This is a genomic window from Mesorhizobium sp. M1A.F.Ca.IN.020.04.1.1 (assembly GCF_003997315.1).
Taxonomy (GTDB): domain Bacteria; phylum Pseudomonadota; class Alphaproteobacteria; order Rhizobiales; family Rhizobiaceae; genus Mesorhizobium.
In genome coordinates this window covers 18809-33431 of the sequence record NZ_RZSN01000004.1, presented here as the reverse complement: position 1 = coordinate 33431, position 14623 = coordinate 18809, and the positions used below count along the sequence as shown (strand labels likewise).

The 14623-nt window shown below is 64.5% G+C and carries 15 protein-coding genes and 1 pseudogene; 10 read left to right on the top strand and 6 right to left on the bottom strand.

Features of this window, described 5'->3' with window-relative positions; translation table 11 throughout:
- Positions 1 to 6: 6 nt before the first annotated feature.
- Positions 7 to 288, bottom strand: coding sequence for a DUF4242 domain-containing protein (locus EOA49_RS02125; RefSeq protein WP_067003570.1), 282 nt, complete (start codon positions 286 to 288; stop codon positions 7 to 9).
- Positions 289 to 492: 204 nt separating this feature from the next.
- Between EOA49_RS02125 and EOA49_RS02120 the strand changes: the two genes are divergently transcribed.
- Complete coding sequence (locus EOA49_RS02120; RefSeq protein WP_127240066.1) at positions 493 to 2301, top strand: winged helix-turn-helix domain-containing protein; 1809 nt, start codon at positions 493 to 495, stop codon at positions 2299 to 2301.
- Positions 2302 to 2368: 67 nt separating this feature from the next.
- Positions 2369 to 3442: an FAD-binding oxidoreductase gene (locus EOA49_RS02115; protein ID WP_127243024.1), complete on the top strand. Its 1074-nt coding sequence runs from the start codon at positions 2369 to 2371 to the stop codon at positions 3440 to 3442.
- Here the strand turns inward: EOA49_RS02115 and EOA49_RS02110 are convergent.
- From EOA49_RS02110 to EOA49_RS02100, 3 genes are all read right to left on the bottom strand, one after another.
- A complete protein-coding gene (locus EOA49_RS02110) occupies positions 3436 to 4809 on the bottom strand; it encodes an amidase (protein WP_127240231.1) in 1374 nt (457 codons plus the stop codon). The two genes, EOA49_RS02115 and EOA49_RS02110, sit on opposite strands and share 7 nt — an antisense overlap.
- Positions 4810 to 4971: 162 nt before the next feature.
- Positions 4972 to 5772, bottom strand: a complete 801-nt coding sequence (locus tag EOA49_RS02105; RefSeq protein WP_127240230.1) for a class II glutamine amidotransferase — start codon at positions 5770 to 5772, stop codon at positions 4972 to 4974.
- A gap of 16 nt (positions 5773 to 5788) precedes the next feature.
- Positions 5789 to 6043, bottom strand: coding sequence for a DUF6356 family protein (locus tag EOA49_RS02100; protein ID WP_067003741.1), 255 nt, complete (start codon positions 6041 to 6043; stop codon positions 5789 to 5791).
- Positions 6044 to 6159: 116 nt separating this feature from the next.
- Between EOA49_RS02100 and EOA49_RS02095 the strand changes: the two genes are divergently transcribed.
- The 5 genes from EOA49_RS02095 to EOA49_RS02075 all read left to right on the top strand — a co-directional run bounded on the left by EOA49_RS02095 (position 6160) and on the right by EOA49_RS02075 (position 9777).
- Positions 6160 to 6630, top strand: a complete 471-nt coding sequence (locus tag EOA49_RS02095; protein WP_067003562.1) for an Lrp/AsnC family transcriptional regulator — start codon at positions 6160 to 6162, stop codon at positions 6628 to 6630.
- An 84-nt stretch (positions 6631 to 6714) separates the two neighbouring features.
- Positions 6715 to 7200 carry a dUTP diphosphatase gene (gene dut, locus EOA49_RS02090; RefSeq protein WP_095799252.1) on the top strand — a complete coding sequence of 162 codons (486 nt, stop codon included), beginning with the start codon at positions 6715 to 6717 and terminating at the stop codon, positions 7198 to 7200.
- Complete coding sequence (locus EOA49_RS02085) at positions 7201 to 7860, top strand: HAD family phosphatase (protein WP_095824298.1); 660 nt, start codon at positions 7201 to 7203, stop codon at positions 7858 to 7860.
- A gap of 172 nt (positions 7861 to 8032) precedes the next feature.
- Positions 8033 to 8890 (top strand): hypothetical protein, encoded by an 858-nt coding sequence (locus tag EOA49_RS02080; RefSeq protein WP_127243022.1) that lies wholly within the window; start codon positions 8033 to 8035, stop codon positions 8888 to 8890.
- Between the two features lie 74 nt (positions 8891 to 8964).
- The gene (locus tag EOA49_RS02075; RefSeq protein WP_127215001.1) at positions 8965 to 9777 is read left to right on the top strand and encodes an oxaloacetate decarboxylase; all 813 of its coding nucleotides are present in this window, start codon (positions 8965 to 8967) and stop codon (positions 9775 to 9777) included.
- 70 nt (positions 9778 to 9847) lie between these two features.
- Here EOA49_RS02075 and EOA49_RS02070 read toward each other — a convergent pair whose 3' ends face one another.
- Both EOA49_RS02070 and EOA49_RS02065 read right to left on the bottom strand, forming a co-directional pair.
- Positions 9848 to 10558: a sulfate transporter family protein gene (locus tag EOA49_RS02070; protein WP_127240228.1), complete on the bottom strand. Its 711-nt coding sequence runs from the start codon at positions 10556 to 10558 to the stop codon at positions 9848 to 9850.
- 151 nt (positions 10559 to 10709) lie between these two features.
- Entirely contained in the window at positions 10710 to 11612 is a 903-nt protein-coding gene (locus tag EOA49_RS02065; RefSeq protein ID WP_095799248.1) for an EamA family transporter, read from the bottom strand.
- A gap of 263 nt (positions 11613 to 11875) precedes the next feature.
- Between EOA49_RS02065 and EOA49_RS02060 the strand changes: the two genes are divergently transcribed.
- The 3 genes and pseudogenes from EOA49_RS02060 to EOA49_RS02050 form a co-directional block, all read left to right on the top strand.
- Positions 11876 to 12868: an adenosine kinase gene (locus EOA49_RS02060; protein ID WP_095799247.1), complete on the top strand. Its 993-nt coding sequence runs from the start codon at positions 11876 to 11878 to the stop codon at positions 12866 to 12868.
- Positions 12869 to 13118: 250 nt separating this feature from the next.
- On the top strand, positions 13119 to 13793 hold the full coding sequence (locus EOA49_RS02055) for a hypothetical protein (RefSeq protein WP_095799246.1): 675 nt from the start codon (positions 13119 to 13121) through the stop codon (positions 13791 to 13793).
- Positions 13778 to 14614: pseudogene (locus EOA49_RS02050) on the top strand (porin); the annotation flags it as partial. The gene EOA49_RS02055 and the pseudogene EOA49_RS02050, both read left to right, overlap by 16 nt.
- Positions 14615 to 14623 lie beyond the last annotated feature (9 nt).

Below are 14623 nucleotides of genomic sequence, written 5' to 3'. Positions count from 1 at the left end.
GCCCCGTCAGGCGGCGGCGTATGCCGTCGTCGGATCGAACAGGCGCTTCACCTGCGTGATCTTGGTGGCCGGGAAGCCACTCATCTTGGCGTGGCGCTGAATGATCGCCTCGTCCTTGGCGAGGTAGACGCAAAAGGTCTTGTCATCCGCGACGAAGGATTCGACCCACTGAATGTCCGGGCCGAGCTCGGCGAGAACGGCGTTCGAGGCCTTGGAGGCGTCGCGAAGCTGCTCGCGCTCGAAGGTGCCGACCTTGGGAATTTCACGTTCGATGATGTATTTCTGCATTTCGCAATCTCCTTGATCTTGGGTTCAAATGCCTCCGGACGCTCGACCAGATTCGGTGCCGGTGACATCCCCGGGGCCGCTGAGCTAAACTGCAGCTTGGCTCGCCGGGCAGACGGAGAATTGCGCAAGAGGCGGCCGACAGTCCTTACGCCGTCCTTATCTTCTTCCGATCCTTTGCCTAGTGCCGTTACAGGATTGCTGCCGATGGGAACTTATTGCTTCGGCGACTTCGAGCTTAATCAGGACGCTCGGTCCCTTCGTCTCGCCGGAAGCGAGATCGAGGTGCAGCCCCTGGTCTTCGATTTCCTCGCCATCCTGCTGCGGCACCGGGACCGGGCCATGAGCAAAGACGAATTGCTTGAAACGCTATGGCCGGGCGTGACGGTGACGGAAGCTTCGTTGCAGCGCGTGGCAAGCCTCGCCCGCGGCGTTCTTCGCCAGGGCGGCATGGAAACGGCGCTGCGCAACCTGCCCCGCTTCGGCTACCGGATTTGCCTCGACCAGCCGCCCATTTCGGCGAACGGGCCGGCCAGCGCGGGTGGCAAGCCTTGGAGCCCCGGTTCGCCTATTCTGTCGGCGCGCGCGGCTGTTGCTGCCAGGAAATGGCACGAGGCCGCGGCCTGCTTTAGCGAAGCGGAGGCCGCTGGCGAGCTGCTGACGGCCGATCTCGAGGAATGGGCACTTGCGCTGGAGTGCATGGGGCGCCCGGCTGAAGCCATCCCGCTTCTGGCGCGCGCGGTGACTGCCTACGGCGTGGCCGGCGAGCGCTTGCGAGCGGCGTCCCCGGCAATCGGCCTGGCCAGGGTTCATCTGGAGAGAGGGGAACTTGCCGTCGCCAAGGGCTGGCACAAGCGGGCGGCGCAGCTGATCGATGGCGCAACCGACAGCAGGGAGCACGGCCTGTGGTGCTGGATGGGCGCGCGCATCATGGGCGCGGAAGCCGAGCCGGAGCAGGCCCTTGCGCTTGCCGAACAGGCCTTCGCGGTTGGCAGAGATCTCGCAGATCCGGTCGTGGAGTCGCTCGGGCTGATCTATCGCGGCTTTTTCAAGCTCTGCCTCGGTGAAACCAAATCCGGCCAGGAGGATCAGGATTTTGCCGCCGCGCTCGGTCTTTCCAGCGACGTGGACCCGGTCGTCGGCGGCATTCTCTACTGCAACATACTTTGGGCCTGCCGGAATTTTGGCGACTGGGCGAGGGCCAACCAATGGACCCTCGGCTATGAGGACTGGTGCAGGGGACACGGGCTTGAGGATCTGTCGGGCTCCTGCCGGCTGCATCGCGCCGAAGTGCTCGGCGTTCACGGCACGCTGAAGGAGGCTGAGGCGCTGGTACGTGCCGCGCTCGACCAGCTCGCCGTCGACGCCCCCTGGGCGACGGGCGATGCGCTGCGTGTCTTGGGTGACATTCATCTGGCCGCCGGAGATCTCACCGAGGCGGAAACAGCCTATCGGGCGTCCCATGCCGCCGGCTGGGATCCGCAGCCCGGCCTGGCGCTGCTGCAGCTGGAGCAAGGCCAGGCCGAGGCCGCCTTCAGCGCTCTCGAGCGGTCGTTGGTCGGAAACGGCTGGCCGACGCTGCAGCGGCGAGGCATGGTCCTTGCCACTCTCGCCAAGGTGGCGGCGCGCACCAATCGTCTCGAGCGCGCAAAAGAAGTTATCACCGAGCTGGAGAGCCAGCCGCAGCGCTGGCCGATGGCCTCCATCCGGGCGCTGTCCGCCGAGGCCAAGGCTGAACTTTTCATACGGGAAGACCGCCCCACCGAGGCTGTTCGGGAGTTGCAGACTGCATGCTCGCGCTGGAGCGAGGTCGGCTCGCCGGTCAATGTCGCCGATGCCAGGCTTGCGCTCGCGGCGCTGCTCATCCAGCTCGGCGATCGTGCCGGCGCGGAGCTGGAGCTCGGCACAGCGTTGGCGGTAGCGAAGAAGGTCGACTCTTCACGGCTCATGCGGCTCTGCGAAGAGATGACGGGCCTGCTTGCCGGCGCGCAGCAGATAGCGATGGGCGGCGCGTAGCCGCTTCTCGCTTGAGGTCTGGCCGGCGCGATGGCATGACGGTGAAATCTCCTCTGAAGGTCATGGCATGAGCAGCGCAAAACAAGTCATCGTCATCGGCGCCGGCATCATCGGCGCATCGATCGCCTGGCATCTGGCGAAGGTTGGAGCGAGGGTGACGGTCGTCTCGACAAGCGGCGCCGGCGGCGTCGCGACGCCCAATTCCTTCGCCTGGATCAACGCAAGCTGGGGCAATCCGGAGACCTATTTCCGGCTGCGCATCCGGGCGATGAACGAGTGGAAACGCTTGGCGAATGATCTGCCGGGCCTGCCGCTTGCCTGGTGCGGCGGCCTGTGCTGGGACCTGCCGGCGGACAAGCTCAAAGCCTATGCGGCCGAGCATGCGTCCTGGGGCTACGGCATCGAGCGGGTCGGCCGCGAGCAGGCGGCGCGGATCGAGCCCAACCTGACCGAGCTTCCCGATTTTGCGCTTCATGTCGCCGAGGAAGGCGTGGCCGAGCCGGTGGCGACCGCAACGGCGCTGCTGGCGGACGCCGAACGGCGCGGCGCGCGGCTTATTACCGGGACTGTCGATAGACTGACTCTATCCGGCGGCAGGCTCACCGGCGTCGTCGTTGCGGGTGAAACCATCGCCGCCGACGAGGTGGTGATCGCCGCCGGCGCCGGCGCCCCGGCGATCGCCGCGACGGCAGGCGTCCAGTTGCCGATCAAGACGCCGCCCGGTCTGATCGTGCATTCGCGACCCTACAGGAAACTCCTCAACGGCCTGGTGCTGGCCGAGAGGCTGCATATGCGGCAGACGGCCGAGGGCCGGATCATCGCCGGCTCGGATTTTGGCGGCGGCGATCCGGGCGAGAACCCGGAGGCAACCGCGCTTGAGCTTTTCGAAGCGGTGAAAGCGATGCTGCGCGGCGCCGACGGGCTGGAGTACGATTTCCACACAGTCGGCTATCGTCCTACTCCGATCGATGGTTTCCCAATTGTTAGCCGCGCCGACGGCGTAGGTGGCGTCTATGTCGCCGTCACCCATTCCGGCATCACGCTGGCACCCGCCATCGGCCTGTTTGCGGCCCGCGAAATCGTCGATGGCGAGCGCGATCCATTGCTCGCGCCTTATGCGCTGTCGCGCTTCGCTCAGTAGCCCGGCGGCCGGCGAAACCCGTCGGTCAGCGGCGCGATCGCCGCAGCGACGCCGAGCAGTCTCGCCTCCGACCAGCGCTTGCCGACCAGTTGCAGGCCGATGGGCAACCCGTTGCTGTCCTGCCCGCCTGGTATCGCCAGCGCCGGATGGCCGGAATAATTGAAGACCGCGCCATAGGCCGGCAGCATCCAATAGCTCTCGTCCTTGCCGTCGACCTTCAGCGGGCTGCCTGGCTTGCAGTGCGGAAAGGCCGTTGTCATGGCGACCGGGCAAAGCAAGGCATCACAGCTTTCGAAGAACCGCTCCCAGGCAAGAATCGACCGGTCGCGGCGAGCGAGCGCCGCGAACCAGCGCGACACCGGCGCAGGCTGTTCCGGCGGTTCCGGTTGCGCTGCCTCCAGCATCATGCCGATCAACTTGCCGCCCTCGGCGAGATCATCATGCAGGTCGAGCTTCGGCAGTTTGGCTTCCTCGACGTGCGCGCCGGCCGAAGCCAGCCTAGCAGCCAATCTCTCGACCGCGGCGCCGATCTCCGCGGCCACCGGAAAGCCGCGGAAGGTGCCGGCGAAGGCGATGCGCAGCGATTTCAGCTCGAGCGTCGGTATGGGATCAACCGGCACCGGCGCCAGATCGGTATCGCCGCCGTCCGGACCGGCAATGATCCGGTAAATCAGCGCCAGGTCCTCCAGATTGCGAGCAATCGGCCCAACACAGGACATCAAGCGGACGCTGCGCGGAATGCCGCCCGGGTCGGGAAAAGCGCCGGCCAGCGAGACGCGATGCTCGGTCGGCTTCAGGCCGTAGACGCCGCAAAAGGCGGCGGGCAAGCGGATGGAACTCTGCATGTCGGTGCCGACCTCGAAGGGCGTCATGCCCGTCGCGACCGCAGCGGCAGCGCCGCCGCTGGAGCCGCCCGCTGTGCGCGACGGATCCCAAGGGTTGCCGGTGCGGCCGAACAGCGGATTGTCAGACTGCCAGTCGCCCAGCATGGTGGCGACATTGGTTTTGCCGACCAGCACGCCGCCGGCTCTCTTTAGCCTGGCAACCACAGGGCTGTCCTGCTTGGGAACGTAGTCGGCAAATGGCGGGAAACCGACCGTCGTCTTCATGCCAGCGGTCTCGTGCGCATCCTTCAGCGTGAACGGCACGCCGTGCAGCGGGCCGAGCGCGGCGCTGCGGGCCAGTGCCACATCGGCTTCTCGGGCACGCTGAAGCGCACCTTCCCGGTCGAGGAGGATGACGGCGTTCAGTGCTTCGTTATGTCGGTCGATCTGCGCCAGATGCGCATCGAGCGCCTCCACGGCCGAGATTCTCCGCCGGGCAATTGCTGCCGCGAGTTCGGTAGTCGAGGAAAATCCGATGTCCATGATGCTGCACTCCGGCTGCTTGCCGCGCTGCGCCTTGAACATGGCGGATGAGACCGCGGCTTCAAGCCGAATTCAGCATCGTTAGGACAGCGGTGCTTGATCGAAATTGCGCCGAGCTGTTGTCATGGCGGCGCTGTCCCGCGACCTTGGCTACGTTTGGAGCTAGACGGCCAACGCGAACTTAGCAACGGTCGGCGCGAACGGCCGGATGTTTGTGCCGTCCCTTGTCATGGTGACAAAGCTCGACGGCGGGATCGCCTGCCATTCTCCGCCGTCGCGGTCGAACGGTTCGGAGACGATGCAGCGGCCGGCGCGGCTCGCGAATGCGCCGGTATAGAGCGTTGGCGCCTGGCCGTCGGTGGCGTAGCGCACGGCGTAGAGCGCCTCGCCATCGGAAAATGCCGCTGTCAGCTTCAGGGAGGGTTCGAGACCGGCGTGGCGCGAAGCCTCGAGAACGCGGCTGGTGGCGCGGGCTACCGCGCCTTGCGGGTCGGCGGACAGGCCTTCGTCGAGCATCAGCAGGAAGAACAGTTCGGAATCAGTCGTCCCTTCGCGCTGGTCGAAGACAGCATCCGACAGCGAATTCTCAAGCGCGCGGCGGATCTTCTCGAAGCCCCCGATCTGGCCGTTATGCATGAACGACCAGCGGCTGGAGACGAAGGGATGGCAGTTCATGCGGCTGGTCGCGCCGCCGGTGGAGGCGCGCACATGAACGAGGAACAGGCCTGATTTGATCTGCCGGCAGAGGCTTTTCAGATTGGGGTCCGACCAGGCCGGCAGGATGTCGCGGTAAAGGCCGGGCTCGGGACGGTCGCCATACCAGGCGAGGCCAAAACCGTCGCCATTGGTCGGCGACTTGGCCTCCTGGGCGCAGTGGCTCTGGGCAATCAGCGAGTGGCAGGGCGCGGTGACGATGTCTTCGAGGAAGACCGCTTCACCGAGATAAGCCGCCCACCGGCACATCGCATTCCACCATTTATCAGGCGCGATCCATCAGAGCCTGAGGCTCCTTCACCGCGTGTGAGCCTCTGTTGTTCGTGCGCTCATAGAGCTCACGGACGATTCGGCTGGCGGTAGTCTCGAACAGAAATGGCAAGAAAGCGTGAACGAGGGCGGCGCCCGCGGCCATCGACAGGCGGGAGCAGAACCAGGCGGCGAAGGCCATGTGGCCGAAATAGGTTTCGCCAACCTTGGCCGGATGAGACGTAAAGAGCGCCGAAAACCGCGTCGTCATGGTGATCCCTCCTGCCGGGATGAGCCCCGATATTGAGTATCCTGCCACGAGTTGAAGGTTCATCGATCCCAAATTGTCCTTGTGTCTAGCCCTATTTTGGGACATTTATCCCAAGAATGGCATATGATATCGACGAAACTGATCGGAGATTGCTGGCCGAACTGCAGCGCGACGGCACGCTTTCCGTCGACCAGTTGTCGGAGCGCGTGGCCTTGTCCCGCAACGCCTGCTGGCGGCGCGTGAAGCGGCTGGAGGAGGAGGGCGTCATTACCGGGCGCGTGGCGCTGGTCGATGCCGACAAGCTTGGACTCGGGCTTTCGGTGTTCATCCTGATCCGCACGTCGAACCACGACCCGGACTGGCTGCAAAAGTTCCGGGCGGCGGTGACGGGCTTTGCCGAGATCACCGGCGTCTACCGCATGTCGGGCGACCTCGACTATGTGCTGAGAGCCCGCGTCGCCGACGTGAAAGCCTATGACAGGCTCTATCAGCGGCTGATCGCCAAGGTGCCGCTGTCGGACGTCTCCGCTTCCTTCGTCATGGAGGAGATCAAGGAGACGACCGTCGTTCCGGTGGAGTTGCGCTGACGCGGAACCGCATTGAAAGAAAGGCGTTGATAGCGTCGCGGCCGGGTTGACCGAATCGGCAGCCGCGCCGATAGGAATGGGCTCATGCGCACGGCTGTCTATCCTTCCTCCGTCATCGGCCCCACCGTCGGTTTCGTCAGGCTTCCGCATGGCGATGGCTTGCCGCTGCCGACCTATGAAAGCGCGGGCGCGGCCGGGATGGACCTGCGAGCCGCGGTGCCGGAAGACCGGCCGCTGCTTATCCTGCCCGGAAAACGCGCGCTGGTGCCGACCGGGCTGATCGTGGAAATCCCGGAAGGCATGGAAGGCCAGGTGCGGCCGCGCTCCGGCCTCGCCTTCAAACATGGGCTGACCGTGCTCAACACGCCCGGCACCATCGACAGCGATTACCGCGGCGAGGTGAAAGTGCTGCTCGTCAATCTTGGCGATGAGGACTTCGCGGTGACGCGCGGCATGCGGATCGCGCAGATCGTGTTTGCGGCAGTCACGCAGGTGGCCAGCGAAGAACGGGCGCTCGCCGGCGGCACGGCGCGCGGCGCCGGCGGTTTCGGATCGACCGGCACCGCATAAATGCACGTCCCAAAACTGGTCATCTTCGATTGCGACGGGGTTCTGGTCGACACCGAGAACCTTGCCAATCGGCGCCTCGCCGACTGGCTTTGTGAAGCGGGCTTTCAAACCACATTCGAATATTGCCGCAAGATCTTCTCGGGCCGCAGCATGGCCTCGGTGCAGAAAGAGATCGAAGAGGCGACCGAGGCCCGGCTCGGCGCCGACTTCGTCGAACGCTGGAACGCCGGCCTGCCGGATCTATTCGCGCATGGCGTCGAGGCGATCCCTCACGTGCGCGATTTCATCGAAAAGGTGCGCGCCGCCGGTATTGCCTATTGCGTCGCCTCGTCGGCGCGGGTTTCGAAGATGCATATCACGCTCGGGCAGACCGGCTTGTTGCCGCTGTTCGAGCACGCCATGTTTTCCTCCACCATGGTCGGGCGCGGCAAGCCGTTCCCGGACCTCTTCCTGCATGCGGCAAAGACGATGGGCTTCGCGCCGGTCGACTGCATCGTCATCGAGGACAGCGTCGCCGGCACCCAGGCCGGCATTGCCGCCGGCATGCGCGTGTTTTCCTATCACGCCGATCCATTCTCGGACCGCGACGGGCTGGCGGGCGCCGGCGGGATCCTGTTCGACGACATGCGGGACCTCGCAGGACTGGTGCCGATCCTTTGATCGGACACTGGAGCGGTTCCGCTTTCGTCGAATTGCCGACCCGCTCTATGATTTAGTTTACGCAATTCCGGACGGAAAACTGGTTCACATTCTTCCTGGAATTGCTCCGGGCTGTGCGGCGAAATCTTCCGTGCTAGCGTGCAGCCGTCAAACAGCCGGCGGCTCCCACCCCATGAAATTCACCCTGCTTCGCCTCGCCCTCGCTCTTGTGCTTCTGTTATGGTTTTGGGGCCCGGCGAGCGCGGAAAATGTCAGCTTTCCGGACTTTGCCAGCGCCATCCCGGGCCACAAGGACGTCACCTATCTCGATCTGGCCAGGATGGTCATCCCCGATCTGGCGTTGAACGCCGATGGCTTCTACCACGGCGGCTTGCCGATCGAAATGCGCCATGTCGCCGGTCCGGACAGCGGTGGCTCGCCGCCTGAGACATCAAGCCTGCCCAATGCTGCGGTGCTGGCCATCAAGGCCGGCGGCAAGGACCGGCTGACCATGTTGTTCGATCTCGGCGACTCTCCCGACAGCGCCGAGGGCTATGCGATGCTGGCGCTCTACGATCTGACCGGCGGCAAGCCGGCGCTGCTCGACGCGGTCAATGTCGCCGTCGATCGCAGCACCTATTTTCGCGAACCGAACAAACTGTCGGTCGGCGCCGGTGACGATATCCTCATCACCATGAGCACGCATTTCAATTCGAGCCAGGGCTATGTGATCACGCCGTTGATCATGGTGCGCAACGACAAGTTCGAACTGATCGACATGATCTACACGTTCGATGAAAGGCTATGCACCTACAGCCGCAAGCAGGACATCGCTTTTAAGGCCGTTGCCGACGGCCGGCCGCATGCAGCCGTCAAGGTGACGGTGACCGACGCCACGATACCAAGCGGCGAAAGCTGCGACGATGAGGCGCCCGAGGCGTCCTCGAAGGACATTTCAGCCATCTATCATTGGGATAAGAAAACGTCGCGCTACGTGGCGGGTTCAGACGCCCTCAAACGGGTGTCAGCAGAGAACGAGAAACGCTTCTGAGCCGAGCGCATTCGTTTGCCCGACCGGGGCGACCGCGATAAATTCCCGGCACGACCCATGATTGAGGACCCGCCATGGACAAGGGCAAGATTTTTCGCGATCTGCACGCCTCGACCTTCGTCATGCCCAATCCCTGGGATGTCGGCACCACTAAGCTTTTGGCTTCCTTCGGCTTCAAAGCGCTGGCCACGACCAGCGCCGGCTTCGCCTTCTCGCGCGGCCTGCCCGACGGCGCCGTGACGTTCGAGGCCATGATCCACCATTGCCGCGAAGTGACGGCGGCAACCGACCTGCCGGTTTCGGCCGATCTCGAGCGCGGCAAGGGCGACAGCGCCGAGCAGGCGGCAGAAACCATCTTCGCGGCGGAAGCCGCGGGCCTTGCCGGCTGCTCGATCGAGGACCATACGGGCGATCTAGAGTATCCAATCTACGAGTTCTCGCATGCTGTCGAACGCGTCGCCGCGGCCGCCGAGGCGGCGCGCGCCCTGAAGCACGATTTCGTGTTCACCGCGCGGGCCGAGAATTTCCTTTGGGGCAAGACCGATCTCGACGACACGATCAAGCGTCTGCAGGCTTTCGAGAAAGCCGGCGCCGACGTGCTTTATGCGCCGGGCCTGAGCGACATCGACGCGGTGCGGACGGTCTGCTCCGCGGTCAGCAAGCCAGTCAATGTCATGGCGCGGCCCGGCTTCACCGTGGCCGACCTTGCCGCGGCCGGGGTCAAACGCGTCTCGCTCGGGCCATGGCTGACGAATTTCGCCTTTGGCATGCTGGAAACCGCTGCGCGGGAAATCCAGCAGGACGGCACCTTCGGCTTCACCCGTTCGGCGATGCCGTTCGGCAAGCTGCAGGCGCTGTTCCGCGGGGGCGGTACCGAGCAGGATTAGAGCGTTCAGCGTTTCACGGAAACACCGAACCGCTCTATCCCCTTGTTGCGCATTTCCGGACGAAAAACCGCTACGCGCTTTTGCGCTGGACCGGGTCCCGCGCCGAAACCGCCTTGTGCAGACGCACCATCATGGCGGCGGCAAAGAGCGGGGTCAAAAGGTTGAGCAGCGGCACGGCAAGGAAGACCGCGATCAGCAGTCCGGCCAGGAATACCGTGCCCGCATACTTCCGGCGCAGCGCCTTGGCTTCAGCCTCGGGGCGGAAGCGCATGGCGGCGAACTCGAAGAATTCGCGACCCAGCAGATAGCCGTTGACGATGAAGAAGGCGGCGAGGTTGATGCCCGGCACGAGGAGCAGCAGTAGGGCGACGATGTTGCCGAGGATCACGACGCCAAAGAATTTTATCGCCAGCGCCAGCGACTGCAGCACCGGCACGGCACGGCCGGGCAGATCGCCGGGATAGTCGGTGCGCTCGACCACCTCGGCGATATCGTCGAGGAACAACCCTGCGACGATCGCCGTCACGGGTGCCACGAGCAGCGCCATGCCCATTGCCAACAGGATGCCGGCGATGATGCCGCTCAGCCATCCTGCCCAGGACGGCAGGCCGGGCACAAATGCCTGCAGCCACGGCCATGCCAGCCATTCGAGCAGGCTCTCGATGCCGAACCACAGCGCCACCAAGGCGAGCAGCGTCAGGCCCAGCGTCTTCAGGAAGACGGAGCGGAATTCAGGTGAGAACAGCCGGCTGGCGGCGGCGCGGGCGGCATCGAGGATCACGGCAGGTCCAAGCCCTTACAGAGGAGCGACGATCCCGAGATAGGCGGGCTTGCTAAGCGGCGCAACTAAGCGCGTCGCGTCGACGCGCCTTAGGTTTGTCTCGATGCATGTCGTCCTCCCAAAACCGCCATGCACTTTTGGGCGACATGCATTATTGCGCAAGCCTGGCCAGCCTGGCCGGGATGGTCATGGCCGCGACGCCAACGACGACGAAGCCCATGCCGAACCAGGCGCTCGGCCCGAGGCTTTCGCCCAGAAAGACGGCGCCGATGCCGACGCCGATCGGCACGCGCAGATAGGCCTGCGAGGTGGTGCCGACAGAGCCCAGCGTGTGGATGAGCCGGAAGAAGATCGAAAAGGCGAGCGCGGTGGAGAAGACCGAAAGCCCGAAGAGCGCCAGAATCGACGCCGTCGACGGCGTCAACGTCCAGGGCCGGTCGAAGACGAGGCTCAAGGGAATCAGGATCACGGCGCCGCAGATCATCGAGCCGGCGGCCGGCACCATCGGGTCGAGCCCTCTGAAATTGCGGCCGAAAATGGCGGCGCCGGCATAGCAGACGGTGGCGGCGACGACCGCAAGCTGCGCCCAGAGCTGATGGCCGATGCCGCCCAGCGCCTCGGTGCCGACGATGAGGCAAATGCCGGCGATGCCGGCGCCGACGCCGACCAGCTTGCGCAATGTCACCGGCTCGTGGCGGGTGATCAGCGCCGTCAGCAGAAAGGTGAAGATCGGCGACGTCGCGTTGAGGATCGTGACAAGGCCGGCGTCGATCGAACGTTCGGCGGCGGCGATCAGCGTGAACGGGATGACGCTGTTGAGGCAGGCCTGGAACATGAAGCGGCGCCACATGACCACCTCCCGCGGCATGACAAGGCCGCGCCAGCGGATGAGGCCAAGCAGAATGCCGCCGGCGATCAGCGTGCGCCCGGCGATGAAGGTCACCGGCGGGATCGTCTCGACGCCGATCTTGATGAAGGTGTAGGAGGCACCCCACAACACCGCCAGCAGGCCAAGCAGCGCCAGCTCGGTCGTCATCTCGGTCTTATCGGACATGGGATTTCGCGCCTTCAGCCTGTTTCGACGGTCCGTTCTAGCTCACACCGCGGCTTAGATGTTTCGATGACGCTCCAACCATAGCCGCCGTCGCCTCTAACGATATGGTCCAGTTCGGCGCGACGGCTGCCGCAGCAACCGGCCGGAAGTCGGCGAAGCGGAAACCGGTGCCGATTTTCGGGGTAGGCAAAGCGGCTGCGAGCCGCTAGACCCGCGCGCGGCCGGCGTGGCACAAAGCCGGACAGTCGTTGGCGGAGACATTGATGCCGGAATATGACGTGCTTTGCATCGGCAATGCCATTGTCGACATCATCGCGCAATGCGACGAGGCCTTTCTGGAAACCAACGGCATCATCAAGGGCGCGATGAACCTCATCGACACCAGGCGCGCCGAGCTCCTCTACAGCCGCATGGGACCGGCGATCGAAGCTTCAGGCGGTAGCGCCGGCAACACGGCGGCGGGCGTGGCGAGCTTCGGCGGCCGCGCCGCCTTTTTCGGCAAGGTGTCGAACGATGCGCTCGGCGACATCTACAGCCATGATATCCGCGCCCAGGGCGTGGCCTTCGACACCAGGCCACTGCAAGGCGAGCCGCCGACGGCTCGCTCGATGATCTTCGTCACGCCGGACGGCGAGCGCTCGATGAACACCTATCTCGGCGCCTGCGTCGAGCTGGGGCCGGAGGACGTCGAGGCCGACAAGGCGGCCGGCGCCAAGGTCACCTATTTCGAGGGTTATCTGTGGGATCCGCCGCGCGCCAAGGAAGCGATCCGGCAGACCGCGAGGCTGGCGCATGCGGCGGGGCGCGAAGTGTCGATGACGCTGTCGGATTCTTTCTGCGTCGACCGCTACCGCGACGAGTTCCTCGATCTGATGCGCTCCGGCACGGTCGACATCGTCTTCGCCAACAGCCACGAGATCAAGTCGCTCTACCAGACCGCTTCCTTCGAGGACGCGCTGGCGGCGATACGCAAAGATTGCAAGATCGCCGCCGTTACTCGCTCGGAAAAGGGCTCGGTGATCGTGCGCGGCGACGAGACCGTCACTATTCATGCGACCACGATCAAGGAACTGGTCGACACGACCGGCGCGGGCGACCTTTATGCCGCCGGTTTCCTCTATGGATACACGACCGGACGCAGCCTCCAGGACTGCGGCGACCTCGGCTCACTGGCGGCCGGGCTGGTGATCCAGCAGATCGGCCCGCGACCGCGCCAGAATCTGCGCCGCGAAGCGGAACAGGCGGGCCTGCTTTAGTTCCGCCGCGTCATCCCGGTCGGGCGCCAAATGAACCCGGCTGTCGCGCCGCTGTCATAGATCGCTCCTAGAGGCACATTGGGCGTTCCGCGACTGACATTTCGGGCGCCCGCAGCAGTTGGGGTGTCAAAAATGCAAGACAGCAACCTTCACGGTCGCTGCGTCCGTCACCATTGCGATAGCCGCTTTCCGCTGTAGCCGTTCAACGACGGCCCAGTTTGGGAGAAGCGCGGCCCCGCAAGACAGATGCATGACCAGATTTCAGAATCCGCCTGAAGGAACTTCGCAAGACGCCTTGGCCGGACTTGTGGCCGAGGCTGTGCGACAGGCTTTGATGCAGCATGGCGTCCTAAAGGACGCGGAGGCGCTGATCTGCGCCACCGCGATGGCCGGCGGTGTTGCCGCCGCCCTTCCGTTCCTGCCGCAGGCGCAGCGGCTTGCCATCACCTCCTTCAAGGGCAGCTGGACCGGGCTCGCCTCCGAATTCTTCCGCGCGATGGCGGAGAAGATCGCGCGCGCCGAGCCGCGCGACGCAGGCAGCAGGGACGAAAATCCGAAGATCGGGGCCGGCAAGCCCATCCCGCGGCCCTTTGCCGAGCGGGTCTCCGAGCTGCAGTCGATGCTGATCGAAGACTGGGCCGGCGAGGTCGCCGGGTCGACCTATCTGGAAGAGAAGTTCCGTATACCTCGCTCGACGCTGCACCGCTGGCAAAGGCGCGCTGAGGTCGTCGCGCTGCGCAAAGGCGGCCGCAAGCATGTCTTCCCGCTCGCCCAGTTCATCGACGGCAGGCCGGCCCCCGGCATAAGCGAGGTGTTGGCGGCCATCACCAATCCGAGATTGGCCTGGTTCTGGCTCGCTCATCCCTGCCCCGAACTGGATGGCCGCGTCCCCATCGAAATGCTGCGCGAGAGCTCGGCACGTTGAAGACCTACACCGAAACGCGCTTCAACTTCGGTGACAAGAACCTGGTCACCTCCAACGGTGAGGTTGACACCAACCCCGCTGCCAACAAGGCGCCCGACCTGCATTTCGCCTGGATCCAGCTCGGCGGCCTGCGCGTCGGTAAGGACGAAACGCCTTATGACCAGTTCATCGGTTACGCGGGCAATGTCATCCAGGACACGATCATTCCGTACGGCGTCAAGGACACCAACGTCGTCAGCTACTACTTCGATGTGGACGGCGGCTTCTCGGGCGTCATCTCGCTCGAAGGGGGCTCCGGCGTGACCGGCACGATCGACAGCTACGTTCCTCACGTCGTCGGCGGCTTGAAGTACAAGGGCGACTGGGGTGCGATCACCGGCGTCGTCGCCTATGACAGCAATTACGAGGAAGTCGCCGGCAAGGTTCGCTTGGACGTCAATGTCAGCAAGGAACTGACTTTGTTCGTCATGGGCGGCTACGGCGCCGACGACAACCTCAATGACAATGCCGGCAACGCCATCGATGCCAGCGGTCGCGGCTTCTACAAGCCGTGGGGCGGCAATTGGGCCGTCTGGGGCGGCGGCACCTACAAGTTCAACGACAAGACGGCGTTCAATCTCCAGGCTTCGGCCGACGACGACAAGAACTACGCTCTTGCGGCGAACGTCGCCTACACCATCGTACCGGGCTACACGATCACGACCGAAGTCGACTGGAACTACTTCGGCCACTTCGACGACGGCACTCCGTTCGGCAACTGGACCAAGGCCGACAAGAAGGACAGCGTCGGCGGCATCGTGCGCTTCCAGCGCAATTTCTGATCGAAAGCT